This window comes from Salmonella sp. SAL04196 (genome assembly GCF_046550835.1).
Classification (GTDB): Bacteria; Pseudomonadota; Gammaproteobacteria; order Enterobacterales; family Enterobacteriaceae; genus Salmonella; species Salmonella enterica.
In genome coordinates this window covers 1,618,246-1,637,903 of the sequence record NZ_JBGDXE010000001.1, presented here as the reverse complement: position 1 = coordinate 1,637,903, position 19,658 = coordinate 1,618,246, and the positions used below count along the sequence as shown (strand labels likewise).

The 19,658-nt window shown below is 56.5% G+C and carries 15 protein-coding genes; 10 read left to right on the top strand and 5 right to left on the bottom strand.

All coding sequences use genetic code 11. From position 1 onward, the window contains the following. Nucleotides 1-20: 20 nt before the first annotated feature. Nucleotides 21-2,276 carry a TonB-dependent siderophore receptor gene (locus tag ACLJPE_RS08255; protein ID WP_017466026.1) on the bottom strand — a complete coding sequence of 752 codons (2,256 nt, stop codon included), beginning with the start codon at nt 2,274-2,276 and terminating at the stop codon, nt 21-23. Nucleotides 2,277-2,464: 188 nt separating this feature from the next. Here ACLJPE_RS08255 and fes point away from each other — a divergent pair, with 188 nt between their 5' ends. The 4 genes from fes to wzz(fepE) all read left to right on the top strand — a co-directional run bounded on the left by fes (nt 2,465) and on the right by wzz(fepE) (nt 9,195). Next, on the top strand, nt 2,465-3,679 hold the full coding sequence (fes, locus tag ACLJPE_RS08250) for an enterochelin esterase (protein ID WP_039512936.1): 1,215 nt from the start codon (nt 2,465-2,467) through the stop codon (nt 3,677-3,679). 30 nt (nt 3,680-3,709) lie between these two features. Further along, the gene (locus ACLJPE_RS08245) at nt 3,710-3,928 is read left to right on the top strand and encodes an MbtH family protein (protein WP_001529054.1); all 219 of its coding nucleotides are present in this window, start codon (nt 3,710-3,712) and stop codon (nt 3,926-3,928) included. Then, a complete protein-coding gene (entF, locus tag ACLJPE_RS08240; RefSeq protein ID WP_023232980.1) occupies nt 3,925-7,809 on the top strand; it encodes an enterobactin non-ribosomal peptide synthetase EntF in 3,885 nt (1,294 codons plus the stop codon). Before ACLJPE_RS08245 ends, entF begins: the two co-directional genes overlap by 4 nt. A 249-nt stretch (nt 7,810-8,058) precedes the next feature. Continuing rightward, entirely contained in the window at nt 8,059-9,195 is a 1,137-nt protein-coding gene (gene wzz(fepE), locus ACLJPE_RS08235) for an LPS O-antigen length regulator Wzz(fepE) (RefSeq protein ID WP_039512940.1), read from the top strand. Nucleotides 9,196-9,248: 53 nt separating this feature from the next. Here wzz(fepE) and fepC read toward each other — a convergent pair whose 3' ends face one another. The 3 genes from fepC to fepD are packed head-to-tail and all read right to left on the bottom strand — an operon-like array spanning nt 9,249 to nt 12,036. Next, a complete protein-coding gene (gene fepC / locus ACLJPE_RS08230; protein WP_000140622.1) occupies nt 9,249-10,043 on the bottom strand; it encodes an iron-enterobactin ABC transporter ATP-binding protein in 795 nt (264 codons plus the stop codon). Next, entirely contained in the window at nt 10,040-11,029 is a 990-nt protein-coding gene (gene fepG, locus ACLJPE_RS08225; protein WP_000480064.1) for an iron-enterobactin ABC transporter permease, read from the bottom strand. Before fepG ends, fepC begins: the two co-directional genes overlap by 4 nt. Next, complete coding sequence (gene fepD, locus ACLJPE_RS08220) at nt 11,029-12,036, bottom strand: Fe(3+)-siderophore ABC transporter permease (protein ID WP_001277869.1); 1,008 nt, start codon at nt 12,034-12,036, stop codon at nt 11,029-11,031. Before fepD ends, fepG begins: the two co-directional genes overlap by 1 nt. A gap of 110 nt (nt 12,037-12,146) precedes the next feature. Here fepD and entS point away from each other — a divergent pair, with 110 nt between their 5' ends. Then, nucleotides 12,147-13,391, top strand: a complete 1,245-nt coding sequence (entS, locus tag ACLJPE_RS08215) for an enterobactin transporter EntS (RefSeq protein ID WP_001081661.1) — start codon at nt 12,147-12,149, stop codon at nt 13,389-13,391. A 62-nt stretch (nt 13,392-13,453) separates the two neighbouring features. On the opposite strand, the gene fepB is transcribed toward entS, so the two are convergent. Continuing rightward, nucleotides 13,454-14,410, bottom strand: a complete 957-nt coding sequence (gene fepB / locus ACLJPE_RS08210; protein ID WP_023213781.1) for a Fe2+-enterobactin ABC transporter substrate-binding protein — start codon at nt 14,408-14,410, stop codon at nt 13,454-13,456. 308 nt (nt 14,411-14,718) lie between these two features. Here fepB and entC point away from each other — a divergent pair, with 308 nt between their 5' ends. The 5 genes from entC to entH are packed head-to-tail and all read left to right on the top strand — an operon-like array spanning nt 14,719 to nt 19,556. Further along, entirely contained in the window at nt 14,719-15,894 is a 1,176-nt protein-coding gene (gene entC, locus ACLJPE_RS08205; protein ID WP_039512945.1) for an isochorismate synthase EntC, read from the top strand. A gap of 9 nt (nt 15,895-15,903) precedes the next feature. Next, nucleotides 15,904-17,514 (top strand): (2,3-dihydroxybenzoyl)adenylate synthase EntE, encoded by a 1,611-nt coding sequence (gene entE / locus ACLJPE_RS08200; RefSeq protein WP_001222461.1) that lies wholly within the window; start codon nt 15,904-15,906, stop codon nt 17,512-17,514. A gap of 13 nt (nt 17,515-17,527) precedes the next feature. Beyond that, nucleotides 17,528-18,385 (top strand): isochorismatase, encoded by an 858-nt coding sequence (locus tag ACLJPE_RS08195; RefSeq protein WP_001007166.1) that lies wholly within the window; start codon nt 17,528-17,530, stop codon nt 18,383-18,385. After that, nucleotides 18,385-19,140 (top strand): 2,3-dihydro-2,3-dihydroxybenzoate dehydrogenase EntA, encoded by a 756-nt coding sequence (entA, locus tag ACLJPE_RS08190; protein WP_023213782.1) that lies wholly within the window; start codon nt 18,385-18,387, stop codon nt 19,138-19,140. The genes ACLJPE_RS08195 and entA overlap by 1 nt, the downstream gene beginning before the upstream one ends. Nucleotides 19,141-19,142: 2 nt before the next feature. Continuing rightward, nucleotides 19,143-19,556, top strand: coding sequence for a proofreading thioesterase EntH (entH, locus tag ACLJPE_RS08185; protein WP_000637966.1), 414 nt, complete (start codon nt 19,143-19,145; stop codon nt 19,554-19,556). The last annotated feature ends 102 nt before the right edge of the window (nt 19,557-19,658 follow it).

Sequence of the window (19,658 nt, the reverse complement as noted above, 5' to 3'; positions counted from 1 at the left end):
TGAGGGAGGGAAGGTTGCCATCAGAAATGGGTATTAATGCTCATATACCACGTACGTCCCGGTTCGTTATAGGTGTACGCGCCAGCGCCCGCCATATAAGCGCCAGTTTGAGTATCCCTGACGGTTTGCGCGTTACCTTCACGCCACAGACGTTTGTCAAAGAGGTTATCCACGCCACCGGTCAGGCTGACATTTTTGGTCACGTCCCAGGTCGCGCTCAGGCCAACAATACTGTATGGGCTGACCGCTTGCTTATCTGTTCCGGTAACGGGGTTGCCCTGATAATCATATTTCTTCGGCTCTTGTTTGCCGTACCAGGTGAAGGTCGATTGCAGAGAAACGTCCTGACGTACCTGCCAGCTCAGGGTTGAGTTAAGCGTGTACTGTGGAATAATCGACAGGCGTTCGCCGGTCTCTTTGTTTTTGCTCTGCAGCATATACGTAACGTTATTCGTCCAGTTGACGGTGTCGCTAACCGGTACGTTTAACGTGCCTTCCAGACCTTCAACGACCGCTTTCGGTACGTTCTCCCACTGATAGACATCCGTTTTGCCGTTGTTGATACGCTGCAACGGCACCGTACCCGCTTCGATCTTATTGCGGTAATCATTGCGGAACCAGGTGATGCCGGCCAGCCAGCCATCGCGTTTAAATTCCAGACCGATCTCTTTATTGATGCTGGTTTCGGCTTTCAGATCATCGTTACCCATCATATAGCAGCCGATGCCGGTACCCGCGCCAGTCGCGTAGCAACCCTGACCTTTACTGTACAAAATATAGTTTGGATTAGTCTGGTACAGACTCGGGGCTTTATAAGCGCGGGCGATCCCCATTTTCAGGGTAAAGTCATCCCCCAGACCTTGCGACAGGTTCAGCGACGGGCTCCAGTTATCCCCCACAATACTGTGATGATCGAAACGTAGCCCCGGCGTCAGCATGGTGCTGTCGGTCAGTTCCATGTTGTTTTCAGCAAACAGAGAGAAAATTTCCGCTTTTGAATAGGGGCTACGATTGGTACTGCTGTAACCCGGGATATTTCCCCCCATAAAGGTTTGCGAGTTGGAGAGCTCGTCTTTCATACGCTGTTGGGCCCATTCGGTACCCAGCGTCAGGTTTTGATTGACCAGCAGATCGAAAGGAAGGCTCACTTCGCTGTGTAGGGTGACGTCATTCAAATCGGCATCGGCATATTTTTGCGATGCTTTGGGATCGAAAATTCCTTCGGTGCCGCCTGCCAGGCCTTCCGGCATCCGGGAGTTACGGGTATGTTCGTATTGCACCCAGTTACTGGTGGTTACGCCATTATTCCAGCCGCCGTTCCAGGTCAGAGAGTAGTTCTGCCGATAGAGGCGGTTCGTCTCTTTTCCGTAATTATCTTTCACCAGTTGGTTCGTATTGGTGTTCTGAGTATCACCGGCATAGAGGTTGCCCTGGCGACTGTAACCGGCCTCCAGCTCCAGAGACTGAAGCGGAGCAAAATCCCAACGAACCACGCCGTTGATATCTTTGTTAATGACCCCCTCGCGTCCTGCCGGTAGCGTGTCGGCGTAACTCCCGGTACGTTCAGACTGATGCCCCTGGTTAATATTACGCGCATCCGCCTGCGTTTTGTCGAGGTTGCCATACAGACGGAAGCTGAAATCCCCGCCCAGCGGGCCGTTCAGGCTAAAGTTAGTGCGTTTGGTCGCGCCTTCGTCTTTATGTTCCGGCGCGTTGAAATAGGTATTCCAGGAACCGTGCCACTCGCTACCGCCTTTTTTGGTAATGATATTGACCACGCCACCCGCCGCGCCGTTACCGTAGCGTGCGGCGGCAGGGCCACGCAGCACTTCAATGCGTTCGATCATCTCCGGCGGCACCCACGCGGTATCGCCACGGGTATCGCGTTCGCCGCGCCAGCCCAGGCGCACCGAGTTACGGCTGGTGACGGGTTTACCGTCTATCAGGATGAGGGTGTTTTCCGGCCCCATGCCGCGAATATCGATTTGGCGGTTATTCCCGCGCTGACCGCTGGTGGAGTTGCCGGTCAGGTTTACGCCTGGCATGGTGCGGATGATTTCTGACACGTCGCGCGCGGGCGGATTTTTGCGGATCTCATCGGCGGTGATGGTGGATACGCCTGGCGCCTGTAGGTTTTGCTGGGCAGCGGTCACCACGATGGTGTCTTCATTGGTGAGCGCAGCGCTATCGGTTTTTTCTTCCGCCATCACGGGCAGAGCGGCCCCGTAAATCCCTAAATTGACCAGTAAGGTCAGGGAATGAATCTTCTTGTTCATTGTATATCCTGCTTTTCTTTAGCCACATAAGCCAAAGCGCCCGTCAAAGGCATTGGCCGGGTGGTGAAATTGTGTTCGCGCGTCCCATAGCGCGACAATACGCTATTGCAAATGCAAATAGTTATCAATAATATTATCAATATATTTCACCTTTTATATACAAAATTCATAATAAACACAGGGTTATAATGAAAGAGGCGCTGGCAACGGGAAGTGAGGCCTGGTGGAGGACGAAAACCGGGCCGGAATGGATACGGGAAAAAGACGGAAATTATCGGGTCACTTTTTGGTGGCGCGACCCGCAGGGAAACGAAACACACTCCCCGATACGGCGTGTCTGGGTCTACATCACTGGCGTAACCGATCATCATCAAAACGCGCAGCCTCAGACGATGGCGCGTATTGCCGGAACGGATGTCTGGCGCTGGAGCACGGCGCTTAGCGCTAACTGGCGCGGCAGCTACTGTTTTATTCCTACCGAACGCGATGACGTTTTTGCCGCTTTTGTGACGGGCGAAACGCCCGATCGGAACGCACTGCGTGAAGGCTGGCGACAGCTATTACCGCAGGCGATTGCCGACCCGCTTAATTCGCAAAGCTGGCGGGGAGGACGTGGTCATTCGGTTTCAGCGCTGGAAATGCCGGATGTGCCCCTTCAGCCGGGATGGGATCGTCCTGAAACGCCGTACTCGCCGCCTTTGATGATGCAGTGGCATAGCGAACGTCTGGGTAACTCCCGCCGCGTATGGATATTGACGACCGGAGACGAGGCGCCGGAGGAAAGACCGTTGGCTATTCTGCTGGACGGTCAATTCTGGGCGGAAAATATGCCCGTCTGGCCCGCGCTCGCCTCGCTGACTCATCAACGCTTGCTTCCCGGTGCCGTCTATCTGCTGATTGACGCGATTGATACTCAACACCGCAGCCAGGAGTTGCCCTGCAATGCCGATTTCTGGCTGGCGGTGCAGCAGGAACTGTTGCCGCAAGTCAGAGCCGTGACGCCTTTTAGCGATGATGCCGGGCGAACGGTGGTCGCCGGACAGAGTTTTGGCGGCCTGTCGGCGCTGTATGCCGGCCTGAACTGGCCGACGCGTTTTGGCTGTGTACTAAGCCAGTCAGGATCGTTCTGGTGGCCCCATCGCATCACCCCGCCGGAGGGGGAAGTCATTACCCGGCTGAAAACCGGCGCATTATGCGCGCGCGGACTGCGTATCGTACTGGAAGCCGGCGTGCGTGAGCCGATCGTGTTTCAGGCGAATCAGGCGCTTTATGCCCAACTGAATACCTCGCAGCAGTCCATTTTCTGGCGTCAGGTTGACGGCGGACACGATGCGCTTTGCTGGCGCGGCGGGCTAACGCAAGGGCTGATGCTGCTTTGGCAGCCGCTTATCGACACGCTTTAACCGGGCACATGTCTATGACAGGAGTTGAGTATGGAATTCAGTAATCCCTTCGATAATCCGCAGGGACAGTTTTACATCCTGCAAAATACGCAGCGTCAATTCAGCCTTTGGCCAGCGGCGTGCGCGCTTCCCGCAGGATGGGACGTGGTATGCGAACCGCAATCGCAGGACGCGTGCCAGCAGTGGCTTAATACGCGCTGGACAACACTGAATCCGGCGCATTATGCCGATAAGCAGGAGGCGAAATGACGCAGCGTTTACCATTAGTCGCCGCTCAGCCGGGGATCTGGATGGCGGAAAAACTCTCTGATTTACCCTCCGCCTGGAGCGTGGCGCACTACGTGGAACTGAATGGCGAGCTGGATGCCCCCTTGCTGGCAAAAGCGGTAGCGGTAGGGATGCAACAGGCGGATACGCTACGGATGCGTTTTACCGAAGAGAACGGCGAGGTCTGGCAATGGATAGATCCTGAGCGCACCTTCGGCGAGCCCCCGATTGCCGATTTACGCGACCAGCCCGATCCGCATCACGCGGCGCTGACGTTAATGCAGGCGGATTTACGGCAAAACCTGCGCGCAGATAGCGGTAAGCCGCTGGCTTTTCACCAGTTAATCCGCATTGATGATACCCGCTGGTATTGGTATCAGCGCTATCACCATTTGCTGGTGGATGGCTTTAGCTTCCCGGCGATAACCCGCCAGATTGCGGCGATTTATCGCGCCTGGCAGAGCGACGCCCCTACGCCGGAGTCGCCTTTTACCCCCTTTGCGGATGTGGTCGAGGAATATCAGCGCTATCGCCAGAGCGAGGCCTGGCAGCGTGACGGCGCCTTCTGGGCGCAGCAGCGCCGCGAGCTGCCGCCGCCGGCGTCAATTTCTGCCGCGCCGCTGCCGGGGCGGTCGGCGAGCGCGGATATTCTGCGTATGAAATTGAGCGCGCCGGCGGGGGCGTTTCGCCAACTGGCGGCGCACATGCCTGAGATACCGCGAGCGGATCTTGCCCTGGCGCTGGTGACGTTGTGGCTGGGACGATTATGCGGGCGAATGGATTATGCCGCCGGATTTATCTTTATGCGGCGGATGGGCTCGGCGGCGTTAACGGCGACCGGGCCTGTCCTTAACGTGTTGCCGCTGGCGGTTAACCTTCATGCGACGGAAGATCTGCCAACGCTGGCGAAGCGTCTTGCGGCGCAGTTAAAGAAGATGCGCCGCCACCAGCGTTACGACGCCGAACAGATTGTACGCGATAGCGGGCGAGCCGCAGGGGAGACGCCGCTATTTGGCCCGGTGCTCAATATAAAAGTGTTTGATTATCATCTGGATCTTCCTGGCATACAGGCGCAAACCCATACCCTGGCGACGGGGCCGGTTAACGATCTTGAACTGGCGCTTTTTCCGGATGAAAACGGCGGTCTGGATATTGAATTGCTGGCGAATGCACAGCGTTACGATGACGCCACGCTCTCCCGCCATGCCTTACGATTGATGGCGCTTATCACGCAGTTTGCGGATAACCCGGCGCTGCGCTGCGGCGATGCGCAAATGCTGCTGGCGGAAGAACAAACGCAATTAGCACACCTTAATAATACGGCGGTAACGATTCCCGCCGCCACGCTTAGCGATTTGGTGGCGCAGCAGGCGCAAAAAACGCCAGAGGCTTCCGCGTTGGCAGATGCGCATTATCACTTTACCTACCGTGAAATGCGCGAACAGGTTGTGGCGCTGGCGTACGCGCTGCGGGAACGCGGCGTTCAGCCTGGCGATAGCGTGGCGGTGGCGTTGCCGCGGTCGGTTTTCCTGACCTTAGCGCTGCATGGCATTGTCGAGGCGGGCGCCGCCTGGCTGCCGCTGGATACCGGTTATCCTGACGATCGGCTGCGAATGATGCTGGAAGATGCGCAGCCGAAACTGTTAATTACGACTCAGGCGCAGCTGGCGCGCTTTCACGATATTCCGGGGATGGAATATTTGTGTTATAGCCAACCGCTACCGGTCAGTGACGCCACTCCGCTGGGGCTGTCGTTACCGCATCATACCGCTTACATCATTTTCACCTCTGGTTCGACGGGCAGGCCGAAAGGGGTGATGGTGGGACAAACGGCGATAGTCAACCGGTTGCTGTGGATGCAGGATCACTATCCGTTGACGGCGGATGATGTAGTAGCGCAAAAAACGCCGTGCAGTTTTGACGTCTCAGTATGGGAGTTTTTCTGGCCGTTTATCGCCGGGGCGAAACTGGTGATGGCTGAACCGGAAGCGCACCGCGACCCGCTCGCGATGCAGCGGTTCTTTGCGCAATACGGCGTCACGACCACCCATTTTGTGCCGTCGATGCTGGCGGCCTTTATTGCCTCGCTCACGCCAGCGTCGGCTGGGAAAAGCTGCGCTTCCTTAAAGCGCGTTTTCTGTAGCGGCGAGGCCCTGCCGACGGCGCTGTGCCGCGAATGGGAGACGTTAACCAACGCGCCGCTACACAATCTGTACGGGCCAACGGAGGCCGCGGTGGATGTGAGCTGGTATCCGGCCTGTGGCGATGAGCTGGCGGCTGTTGACGGCAACAGCATCCCGATTGGTTATCCCGTCTGGAATACCGGTTTACGTATTCTCGATGCGCATATGCAGCCGGTGCCGCCGGGCGTGGCTGGCGATCTCTATCTTACCGGTATCCAACTGGCGCAGGGCTATCTGGGGCGTCCGGATCTTACCGCCAGCCGTTTTATCGCCGATCCTTTTGCGCCAGGCGAACGGATGTACCGTACCGGAGATGTGGCGCGCTGGCTGGATTCCGGCGCGGTGGAGTACCTGGGGCGCAGCGACGATCAGCTCAAAATTCGGGGTCAACGTATTGAACTGGGCGAGATTGACCGCGTCATGCAAACGCTGCCGGATGTTGAACAGGCGGTAGCACATGCCTGCGTCTTTAATCAGGCGGCGGCGACGGGCGGGGATGCCCGGCAACTGGTCGGCTATCTGGTGTCGCACTCCGGTTTGCCGCTGGATTTACCGGCGCTGCAGGAAAAATTACGCCAAAAACTTCCCGCGCATATGGTGCCAGTTGTGCTGTTGCAACTGGCCAGCTTGCCGCTTAGCGCTAATGGCAAGCTGGATCGCAAAGCCCTGCCGCTGCCGGACCTGACGCCACGCGTGAAAGGGCGTGCGCCGCAGTCCGCAACGGAGATTGCTGTCGCCGCGGCGTTTTCCCGCCTGCTGGGCTGTGAGATTAACGACGTTGAAAGTGATTTCTTTGCGCTGGGCGGACACTCGCTGCTGGCGATGAAACTGGCCGCGCAGCTAAGCCAGACGTTTAACCGTCAGGTGACGCCGGGTCAGGTGATGGTGGCGTCTGACGTGGCGCAGTTGAGTAAGCTGCTCGATACTGACGATGACGAACGCTCGCGCAATCTGGGGTTCGGGCCGCTGTTGCCGCTGCGTGAAAGCGATGGTCCAACGTTATTTTGTTTCCATCCGGCGTCGGGGTTCGCCTGGCAATTTAGCGTATTATCACGCTATCTTAGCCCGTCGTGGTCGATTATGGGGATTCAGTCGCCGCGCCCCGCTGGCCCTATGCAAACCGCAACCACCCTTGATGAGGTATGTGAACATCATCTGGCGACTTTGCTCGCCCGGCAGCCGCATGGCCCTTATTATTTATTAGGCTATTCGCTGGGCGGGACGCTGGCGCAAGGGATCGCCGCCCGGTTGCGCGCGCGCGGCGAAACCGTAGCGTTTTTGGGGTTACTGGACACCTGGCCGCCGGAAACGCAAAACTGGCGGGAAAAAGAGGCGAATGGCCTCAATCCGGACGTATTGGCGGAAATTGAACGTGAACGCGCAGCGTTTGTCGCCGCTCAGCAGGGAAATGCCTCCGAAGCCTTATTTACCGCCATTGAAGGCAATTATGCGGATGCCGTCCGTTTGCTGACGACGGCGCATAGCGTACCGTTTGATGGACATGCTACGCTCTTTGTGGCGGATAAAACGGTGCCGGAAGGCGTATCGCCTGAACAGAGCTGGTCGCCGTGGATAGCGTCTTTGGCTATTTATCACCAGCCGTGCGCGCATGTAGATATTATTTCTCCCTCCGCTTTTGAAACTATCGGGCCCATCATCAGCGAGCTCATTAATAAATAACGGGCGTTGTTTCTGCCTTTAACAAATTAAATCCTGAAACCCATAATAATTACTAATTATTATGGGTTTTTTATTGCAACGATTAATTCTTTTAACATAAGTGATACATGCTACAGGCAAGTTTAATTCCGAATATTTAGCTTTTCGGGCACTGGCGCGCAAAGAGTGTTTCGGATAATTCTGACTTGCTGTTAGAATCTCTGACAGGAATGTGTTCTTTCATTGGATAAAGTTTTCAGGTCATACGGCATGCCATCTCTTAATGTAAAACAAGAAAAACATCAGTCACTTGCAGGTTACTCACTGCCGCCCGCCAACAGTCATGAAATCGATTTGTTTAGCCTTATAGAGGTGTTATGGCAGGCGAAACGTCGTATTCTTGCTACCGTTTTCGCCTTTGCGTGCGTGGGGTTACTTCTGTCCTTTTTGCTGCCGCAAAAATGGACCAGCCAGGCGATTGTCACACCGGCGGAGTCGGTACAGTGGCAGGGACTGGAGAGAACGTTGACCGCGCTGCGCGTGTTGGATATGGAGGTAAGCGTTGATCGGGCCAGCGTCTTTAATCTGTTTATTAAAAAGTTTAGCTCGCCCTCGCTGCTGGAAGAATATCTTCGTTCTTCTCCGTATGTCATGGATCAATTAAAAGGCGCGCAAATAGACGAGCAGGATCTTCACCGGGCGATTGTCGTGCTGAGCGAAAAAATGAAAGCAGTGGACAGTAATGCCAGCAAGAAAAATGAAACATCATTATTCACGTCGTGGACGTTGAGTTTTACCGCGCCGACGCGGGAAGAAGCGCAAAAAGTGCTGGCTGGCTATATTCAGTACATCTCTGATATCGTCGTGGAAGAGACGCTGGAAAATATTCGTAACCAGCTGGAAATCAAAACCCGCTATGAGCAGGAAAAGCTGGCGATGGATCGGGTGCGTCTCAAAAACCAGCTTGATGCCAATATTCAACGTCTCCATTATTCGCTGGAAATCGCCAACGCCGCCGGCATTAAGAGACCGGTTTACAGTAATGGTCAGGCGGTAAAAGATGATCCGGATTTTTCTATTTCTCTCGGCGCGGATGGTATTTCCCGCAAACTGGAAATTGAAAAAGGGGTAACGGACGTGGCCGAGATCGACGGTGATTTGCGTAACCGTCAATACCATGTTGAACAACTGGCGGCAATGAATGTGAGCGACGTGAAGTTTACCCCGTTTAAATATCAACTGTCGCCGTCTCTGCCAGTGAAAAAAGATGGCCCGGGTAAAGCGATCATTATTATTCTGGCGGCGTTGATTGGCGGTATGATGGCCTGCGGCGGCGTATTACTGCGTCACGCGATGGTCTCGCGTAAAATGGAAAACGCGCTGGCGATAGATGAACGGTTAGTCTGATTTAAACGAAAAGCCGGATAGCGATTATCCGGCTTTGTCATCTGTGTGAACGACTATCGCCGCCCCAGCGGTACCACCAGCGGCGTCCCGGCAACCGGATCGTCGATAATCATACAGCGCAGCCCATAGATTTTTTCGATAAGCTCTGCGGTAACAATCTCTTTCGGCGCGCCCTGTGCGACAATATTACCTTCGCGTAATGCAATCAAATGCGTGGCGTATCGGCAGGCCTGATTCAGGTCGTGCAGGACGGCGGCGAGCGTATAACCTTTTTCGCGGTTGAGATCGCTTAACAACTCCAGCAAATCAATTTGATGGCTAATATCCAGCCACGTTGTCGGCTCATCCAGCAGCATGATGGACGTTTCCTGCGCCAGCACCATGGCTATCCACGCCCGCTGACGTTGGCCGCCGGACAGAGTATCTACGCTTTGCGTCGCCAGTGAGGTGATACCTGTTGCACGCATGGCACTGGCGACGGCGTCGGCATCTTCCTTGCGCCAGCGGGTAAATAACGGCTGATGCGGATAACGCCCTCTGGCGACCAGCTCTTGTACGGTGATATCGCCCGGCGTAGTGGCGTTTTGCGCCAGCAATCCGATGCGCCGCGCCACCTCTTTACTGGCGTAACGCTGTATTTGTTCGCCATCCAGCCAGACATGGCCGTCAACAGGCGTCATCAGACGGCTTAGCGTGCGTAGCAACGTTGACTTGCCGCAGCCGTTAGGGCCGATGATGGCGGTAAAATGGCCGTCCGGAATCGAAACATTAAGGTTTTTTGCGACGGTATAGCTGCCATAACCCAGCGTTAACTGGTCGCCGCGCAAACGGGCTACGGATTCGGTCATTTTTTGCGGGACTCCTGAATTAACAAGACGATAAGATAAATACCGCCGAGGCTGACGGTGACCACGCCCACTGGAAGCTGATAAGGCATAAACAGTTGCTGCGCGCATGCATCGGCGGCCAGTAGTAATAACGCGCCGCACAGCGCTGACTGGGTTAATCCCCAGCGCGCTGTGCCGCTAAGGCGGCGGGCGATGTGCGGCGCGACAAGGGCAATAAACGAGATGGGGCCAGCCAGTGCCGTAGCCGCAGCGGTGAGCGACACCGCCACCAGCATCAGCATCAGGCGTGACCGCTCCACGCTAACACCCAGCGCGCAGGCGCTGTCATCGCCCATCTCCAGCAGCCGCATACGACGCACCAGCAGCGCGGCGCCTGTCAGCATCACAATAATCAGCGGCGCCGAAGGCCAGGTTTTTGCCCATGTCAGACCGTTGAGCGACCCGGCGTTCCATAAGCCGGCGGTGAGCGCCGTTTCCAGCGACGCCTGCAACAGAAGCCAGGTATTAAAGGCGACTAACATCGCGCGGATGCCGATACCGATGATAATCAGCCGGAAAGTTTCAATCCCGTTACGCCAGGCGAGCAGCCAGACAATCAATGACGTGACGATACCGCCCGCCATTGCCGCCAGCGCGATCGCGGTAAGATGCTGGCCAAACAGGACCATTGCGACCAGTACGCCGCTCCAGGCGCCGGTATTAAAGCCCATCACATCAGGGCTGCCTAGCGGGTTACGCATCAGCGACTGAAAAATCGCGCCACTGACGCCAAGCGCAGCGCCAATCAGCAACGCCATTAATACGCGCGGTAGTCGCCATTCGGTTACGACAAGGGTGATGTTACGCGGCGCGTCGCCCAACAGCGCGGCAATAATCTGCCCGGTCTCAAGAGGCACGGCGCCGCTTTGCAGGCTCCATAAACCAATGGCGAAGCAGCCAGCCGCCAGAAGCAGGCAGCTTACGATAAGCCGACGAGAAAGAAACATCACAGGCCGCCTCCGTTCGATTTACGGCGTACCAGAAAAATAAGTACCGGCGCGCCGATAAATGCACTGACAACCGATACGCGGAGTTCGCCCGGCACCAACAGACGACCAATAATATCGGCAAAAAGCAGCAGAGCAGGGGTTGCCAGTAGCGTCACTGGCAGCGACCAGCGGTGGTCTGCGCCCACCAGCCAACGCGCCATATGCGGCATCATCAGACCAATAAAGGCGATAGGGCCAACCAGCGCCGTTGCGCTGCCGCACAAGACGGTAATCGCCAGTAAACCGATAAGTTGGGTGCGCGCCACTTTACTCCCCAGCGCCGTCGCGGTATCGCTGCCGAGGCTCAGGCTGTTCAGCGCTCGGCTCAGAAATAGCGCCACGATCCCTGCGATAACCACGGGCGCAAGCGCGACTTTCAACGTTTGCAGGCTGCGAATGTCCAGCGATCCCGCCTGCCAGAAGCGAAGCTGGTCATAGACCTCTGGATTTAACAGCGCGATGCCGCTGGTCAGTCCTTCCAGTACCGCGCCAAGCGCCACGCCCGCCAGTGTCAGGCGGACCGGGCTTAACTGGCCGCCGCCCTGACTACCGGTGAAGGCGACAATCAGCGATGCGATAAGCGCGCCGCTAAATGCCATGAAAAGCTGTTCCAGCGGCGTGGAGAAACCAAACAGCGCCGCGCCCAGTACAATGGCGAAGCTGGCACCGTTGTTAACGCCCAGAATCCCCGGGTCGGCGAGCGGGTTGCGAGTAAGTGTTTGCATGAGCGCCCCGGCGAGACCCAACGCGCCGCCTGCCAGTAATCCGGCCAGCGTACGCGGCAAACGCGCATCCAGGACGATGGTGCAATCGGCGCTTTGGCATACGCCGGTGAACGCCTCCAGCACGGCGGCGGCGGGCAGCGGTTTCGCGCCAATGACCAGGCTTAAAACCGCGGCGAGACTCAGTAATAACAACAATCCGGGCACGGCAAACGCGCGCGTCACGGAAAATGAGCATGACATAGTAACTTCCCTGATAATGATAGTAATTATCGTTATCTATCTTATTTGGTTATGTTAGCATGTGCAGCCATTGAATGGATATTTAAAAAAACTCGCATTAAGGCGTTGTAATGAATCGACAATCCTGGCTGCTCAATCTCAGCCTGTTGAAGACGCACCCTGCATTTCGCGCAGTATTTCTGGCCCGTTTTATCTCTATTGTCTCGCTGGGGCTGCTTGGCGTGGCGGTTCCGGTACAGATCCAAATGATGACGCACTCCACCTGGCAGGTAGGGCTGTCGGTAACGTTAACCGGCGGCGCCATGTTTATTGGCTTAATGGTGGGCGGCGTACTGGCCGATCGCTACGAACGTAAAAAGGTGATTCTGCTGGCGCGCGGTACTTGCGGTATTGGCTTTATTGGCCTGTGCGTGAACGCGCTGCTGCCGGAACCATCATTGCTGGCGATATATCTCCTTGGCCTGTGGGACGGCTTTTTCGCGTCTCTGGGCGTGACCGCGTTACTGGCGGCGACGCCAGCGCTGGTCGGAAGAGAAAATCTGATGCAGGCCGGCGCGATTACCATGCTGACGGTACGTCTGGGATCGGTTATTTCGCCGATGTTGGGGGGCATATTGCTTGCCAGCGGCGGTGTAGCCTGGAACTATGGGCTGGCGGCCGCCGGGACGTTTATTACGCTATTGCCGTTACTGACGCTGCCGCGACTGCCTGTCCCTCCGCAGCCGCGGGAAAATCCATTTATCGCGTTACTGGCGGCATTTCGTTTTTTGCTCGCCAGTCCGCTTATCGGCGGTATTGCGCTGCTTGGCGGCCTGGTGACGATGGCAAGCGCGGTACGCGTCCTCTATCCGGCGCTGGCGATGAGCTGGCAGATGTCGGCGGCGCAAATCGGTTTGCTGTATGCGGCAATTCCGCTGGGGGCGGCCATTGGCGCGCTGACCAGCGGACAACTGGCGCATAGCGTTCGTCCGGGGCTCATTATGCTGGTTTCGACAGTGGGTTCTTTTCTGGCGGTGGGGCTGTTCGCCATCATGCCGGTCTGGATCGCAGGTGTTATCTGTCTGGCGCTGTTTGGCTGGCTTAGCGCCATCAGTTCGTTATTACAATATACCCTGCTGCAAACCCAGACGCCGGAAAATATGCTGGGGCGAATGAATGGCTTGTGGACCGCGCAAAACGTCACGGGAGACGCTATCGGCGCGGCGCTGTTAGGCGGTCTTGGCGCAATGATGACGCCGGTCGCTTCCGCGAGCGTGAGTGGATTCGGGCTGGTAATTATTGGTTTGCTGCTGCTGTTAGTGCTGGGCGAGCTACGTCGTTTTCGCCAGACGCCGCCGGTTAGCGATGCTGGCTGATGAAGAGGCGTTTATCCGACTGACAAAATCGGTCTGGTCAGTCGGATAAGACTCCGATAAGGCTAAAACAGGGCGGCCAGCCGGTTAAGCAGCAACGTTGCGCTGTAATAATCCAGACGGAACGTCTCCGTGCCCAGGGCATAGACGCGCTTATTTTGCACCGCTGGCAGGTGCGCGAGCAGCGGATTGGTGTAAAGGGCCGCGACATCTTTGTTGTCGCCGGCAAACAGGAAAAGAGATTCGCCGTTTAACCCGGCGGCCAGATTTTCACCGCCAAGCTGAATGATATCGTGGCGCTTACCCTGGCTTTTGCTGGTTTGCAGCCCTCGGGGCAATGTCGCCAGCGTAAAGCCTAACTGCGTCAATAGCTTGCCTTGTGCTGATTCTGGCGTCCACAGATTGGCGCTATGCGCGGCAGGGGTATACACCAGCGCGCTAACCGGCTGCGGCGGCAGGGCGATTCGCTGTTTAACCGTCGTCAGTTGCGCCTCAAATTCCGCTATTCGCGCGGCGGCCTGTTTCTCCTGACCGGTGATCTCGCCAAGCTGCGTGAGCAAACTCTGCCAGCTTTTATCGTCATAATTGATGACGAGCGTCGGCGCGATAGCGGAGAGCTGATCGTAAAGCGCCAGCGCGGAGTCGCCGCCGGTGGCGCTAATCAAAATGAGATCCGGCATTTGCGCGGCGACCGTTTCGGCATTCGGTTCGCCGATATACAGCCGGGCGACATGGCGAGCCTTTGCTACGTCGCTCCACTGACGCATAAACCCTTGATCGTCAGCAAAGCGGTTATTCGGCGTAGTGGCCCCGCTGGCGACGACGGGCGCATCAATCGCCAGCAGCGAGCCTGTTAACGTCACGCTGGTAGAGACGATACGCGCGGGTTTGTGGTCCAGAGTATGAACGCCGCGGCTGTCCTGGATTTGCCGGGGCCAACCGGCGTCCTGGGCTAAGGATATTCCTGAAATTGATAAACCAACCACTAAAAGCAGCCAACGATAAAAGGCGGGGAGTCTCACAATAGCGTCCTGTTATTAATAAAGTTAATGCTTCTCATTTTCATGTCAGCAGCAGCGAGATGCAAGCCTTAGTGCTATTTAACTCATGACCAGAGTTGACAGAGCGACGTTTTACTCTTAGGTTAGCGCACTAAAAATAGAAATAATAATCATTATTATACACAAAATCATTCAAGAAGCATCGCAACGGCAAGGGAAGAAATCCCCGCGAGCATAGATAACTGTGTGACCGGGGTTTCTGAGCGCAGCCAACAAAGAGGCAGCTTGAAAGATGAAGTGTATATAAGCCTTTATCATTGGAGGATGATATGGATATGTCACTGGCCGAGGACGATCAGGAGACAATGGCAACGCTTGCTCCCGATCGCTTTTTCTTCATGTCGCCGTATCGCAGTTTTACCACTTCCGGGTGCTTCGCCCGTTATACCGAGCCTGCGGTTGCCGGAGATTCGCCGGATAGCCCTTTCCAGCAGAAATTGCGCCAGCAGTTTGCCGAGGCCAAATCGCAGGGCATCGCCAACCCTATCCTGGTGGGGGCGATCCCCTTTGATACCCGTCAGCCGTCGTCGCTATTTATCCCGATGGCGTGGCAGTCCTTTTCCCGCCAGCAAAAGCAGCGCACGGCGCGTTATTTTACTGACCATCAGCCACTGACGGTGACGGCGCGAAAGGCGATTCCGGAGCAGGATGCTTTTGAAGCAATGGTCGCACGCGCGGCTATGCTGACCGCCACGCCAGACGTCGATAAAGTGGTGCTTTCCCGGCTAATAGATATCACCACTGATGTGGCGGTGGATAGCGGAGCATTGCTGGAGCGGCTGGTTGCGCAGAATCCAGTTAGTTACAACTTCCATGTGCCACTGGCGGATGGCGGCGTTCTGCTGGGCGCCAGCCCCGAATTGTTGCTACGCAAAGAGGGCGAGCGGTTTAGTTCGCTGCCGTTAGCAGGCTCGGCACGCCGACAGCCGGATGACGTTCTGGATCGCGAGGCGGGAAACCGACTGCTGGCTTCACAAAAAGATCGCCATGAACATGAGCTGGTGACGCAGGCGATGAAGCAGATCCTGCGCGATCGCAGCACGGAACTGCAATTACCTTCCTCTCCGCAGTTGATCACCACGCCGACGCTATGGCATCTCGGTACGCCGTTTGAGGGCAAGGCCAACGCCGGAGAAAACGCGCTGACGCTGGCCTGTCTGCTGCATCCGACCCCTGCGTTAAGCGGTTTCCCCCATCAGGTCGCGAAAAAGCTGATTGCTGAACTGGAACCGTTCGATCGTGAACTGTTTGGCGGCATTGTCGGCTGGTGCGACGCCGAAGGAAACGGCGAGTGGGTAGTGACGATTCGTTGTGCGAAATTGCAAGGTAATCAGGTGCGCCTGTTCGCCGGCGCCGGGATTGTCCCTGCCTCTTCGCCAGTCGGCGAGTGGCGGGAAACCGGCGTCAAGCTCTCTACGATGTTGAACGTTTTTGGACTGCATTAAGGAACGATGATGCGTATACCTTTCACCCGTTGGCCGGATGAATTTGCCCGCCGTTATCGTGAAAAAGGCTACTGGCAAGACGTGCCGTTGACCGATATTCTGACCCGCCACGCTGACAGCGACAAGACGGCGGTCATTGAAGGCGAGCGCGCATTCAGCTATCGCCAGCTCAACCAGGCCGTGGATAATCTGGCCTGCAGTTTACGCCGTCAGGGCATCAAACCTGGCGAAACCGCTCTGGTGCAACTGGGGAATGTACCGGAACTGTATATCACCTTTTTCGCCCTGTTGAAGCTTGGCGTAGCGCCCGTTCTGGCGCTGTTTAGCCATCAACGTACCGAACTTAACGCCTATGCGATGCAGATCGCGCCGACGCTGGTGATTGCCGATCGCCAACATACGCTGTTCGCCGGGGAGGACTTTCTCAACACGTTTGTGGCTGAACACCGCTCTGTGCGGGTGGTGTTATTGCGCAACGACGACGGCGATCACAGCCTGGACGCGGCGATGCGGCAGGCGGCGGAAGATTTCACCGCCACGCCATCACCTGCTGACGAAGTGGCCTACTTTCAGCTTTCCGGCGGTACTACCGGCACGCCAAAGCTTATTCCCCGTACCCATAACGACTATTACTACAGCGTGCGCCGCAGCAATGAGATTTGCGGTTTCAACGAGGAGACGCGTTTTCTGTGCGCGATTCCCGCCGCGCATAACTACGCCATGAGTTCGCCGGGCGCGCTGGGCGTTTTTCTCGCCAAAGGAACGGTAGTGCTGGCGACCGATCCCAGCGCCACGCTCTGTTTCCCGCTGATCGAAAAACACCAGATTAATGCCACGGCGCTGGTGCCGCCCGCGGTCAGTCTATGGCTACAGGCTATCCAGGAGTGGGGCGGCAATGCGCCGCTGGCGTCATTAAGGTTATTGCAGGTTGGCGGCGCGCGGCTTTCTGCGACGCTGGCCGCCCGTATTCCGGTTGAAATTGGCTGTCAGTTGCAGCAGGTCTTCGGTATGGCGGAAGGGTTAGTGAACTATACCCGGCTGGACGATAGCCCGGAACGGATTATCAATACCCAGGGAAGACCCATGTGTCCGGACGACGAAGTGTGGGTGGCGGATGCCGACGGGAATCCACTGCCGCCGGGCGAGATTGGTCGTCTGATGACGCGCGGCCCCTATACTTTTCGCGGCTATTTCAACAGTCCGCAACACAATGCCAGCGCCTTTGACGCCAACGGTTTTTACTGCTCCGGCGATCTGATCTCCATTGATCAAGACGGCTACATCACCGTTCACGGGCGTGAAAAAGATCAGATCAATCGGGGCGGCGAGAAGATAGCCGCCGAAGAGATAGAAAACCTGTTACTGCGCCACCCGGCGGTGATCCATGCGGCGCTGGTCAGCATGGAAGATGAACTGCTGGGGGAAAAAAGTTGCGCATATCTGGTGGTAAAAGAGCCGCTGCGAGCGGTACAGGTACGCCGTTTCCTGCGAGAGCAGGGCGTGGCGGAATTTAAATTACCGGATCGCGTGGAGTGCGTTGCGTCACTGCCACTGACGCCGGTTGGTAAAGTCGATAAAAAACAATTACGCCAGCGGTTGGCGTCACGTTCACCGCTCTGAAGGAGAAAGAGAGATGGCCATTCCGAAACTACAGTCTTACGCGCTGCCCACCGCACTGGATATCCCGACCAACAAAGTGAACTGGGCATTTGAGCCGGAGCGCGCGGCGCTGCTCATCCACGATATGCAGGATTACTTTGTCAGCTTTTGGGGCCGCAACTGCCCAATGATGGACCAGGTGATTGCCAATATCGCCGCTCTGCGCCAGTACTGTAAGGAACATCATATCCCGGTCTATTACACCGCTCAGCCGAAAGAGCAAAGCGATGAAGATCGCGCGTTACTCAATGATATGTGGGGACCGGGACTGACGCGCTCTCCGGAACAGCAGAAGGTGGTAGAAGCCTTAACGCCGGATGAGGCGGATACGGTGCTGGTGAAGTGGCGTTATAGCGCGTTTCACCGCTCGCCGCTGGAACAGATGTTAAAAGATACCGGACGCAATCAGCTCATCATTACCGGTGTGTATGCGCATATTGGCTGTATGACCACCGCTACCGATGCGTTTATGCGCGACATTAAGCCGTTTATGGTGGCGGATGCGCTGGCGGATTTCAGCCGGGAAGAGCATCTGATGGCGCTGAACTATGTGGCGGGGCGTTCCGGTCGCGTCGTCATGACTGAATCGCTGCTGCCGACGCCGGTTCCTGCCAGTAAAGCGGCGCTGCGGGCGTTGATTCTGCCGTTGCTGGATGAGACTGACGAGCCGCTGGATGATGAAAACCTGATTGATTATGGCCTGGATTCAGTACGCATGATGGGGCTGGCGGCGCGCTGGCGTAAAGTACACGGCGATATCGACTTCGTGATGCTGGCGAAAAATCCGACCATTGACGCCTGGTGGGCGCTGCTTTCTCGCGGGGTAGAGTAATGGCCAGCTTTGATTTTTCAGACAAAACGGTATGGGTGACCGGGGCGGGGAAAGGGATCGGTTATGCGACGGCGCTGGCGTTTGTTGACGCCGGGGCGCGGGTGATCGGCTTCGATCGCGAATTTACGCAAGAGAATTATCCCTTTGCTACCGAAGTCATGGATGTGGCGGATGCCGCACAGGTTGCGCAGGTGTGTCAGCGTGTGTTGCAAAAAACGCCGCTGCTGGATGTGCTGGTCAACGCCGCCGGTATTTTGCGTATGGGAGCGACCGATGCGCTTAGCGTCGACGACTGGCAGCAGACGTTTGCGGTCAATGTGGGCGGGGCATTTAACCTGTTTTCGCAGACGATGACGCAGTTTCGCCGTCAGCAGGGAGGGGCGATTGTTACCGTAGCCTCAGATGCGGCGCATACGCCGCGTATCGGTATGAGCGCCTACGGCGCCTCTAAAGCGGCGCTGAAAAGCCTGGCGCTAACCGTAGGGCTGGAGCTGGCGGGCTGCGGGGTGCGCTGTAATGTGGTGTCGCCCGGTTCGACTGACACCGATATGCAGCGCACTTTATGGGTGAGTGAAGATGCCGAACAGCAGCGTATCCGCGGTTTCGGCGAACAGTTTAAGCTCGGTATTCCGCTCGGTAAAATCGCCCGTCCGCAGGAGATAGCCAATACCATTTTGTTTCTTGCCTCCGATCTGGCCAGCCACATTACCTTGCAGGATATCGTGGTGGACGGTGGTTCAACATTGGGAGCCTGACGATGATCTGGAAACGGCATTTAACGCTGGATGAATTGAACGCTACCAGTCAGAACACGCTGGTGGCGCATCTGGGCATTGTTTACACCCGTCTGGGCGATGACGTGCTGGAGGCGGAAATGCCCGTCGATGCTCGCACTCATCAACCGTTTGGTCTGCTACACGGCGGCGCATCGGCAGCGCTGGCGGAGACGTTAGGATCAATGGCGGGTTATCTGATGACCCGCGACGGGCAGTGCGTGGTCGGGACCGAGTTAAACGCCACCCACCACCGCGCCGTCTCGCAGGGGAAAGTACGCGGCGTTTGCCTGCCGCTGCATCTGGGGCGGCAGAATCAAAGCTGGGAAATTACGCTCTTTGACGAGCAGGGGAGGCGCTGCTGCACCTGTCGCCTGGGAACGGCGGTAATGGGATAGTTCTGGCAAAGTAAAATGCAATTGCAGCGTTAACGAAGAAAGGAAGTGATCTGGTTAACACTGTAATGTAAAAAATGGGTAACGATCCGGTTTTATCATGTT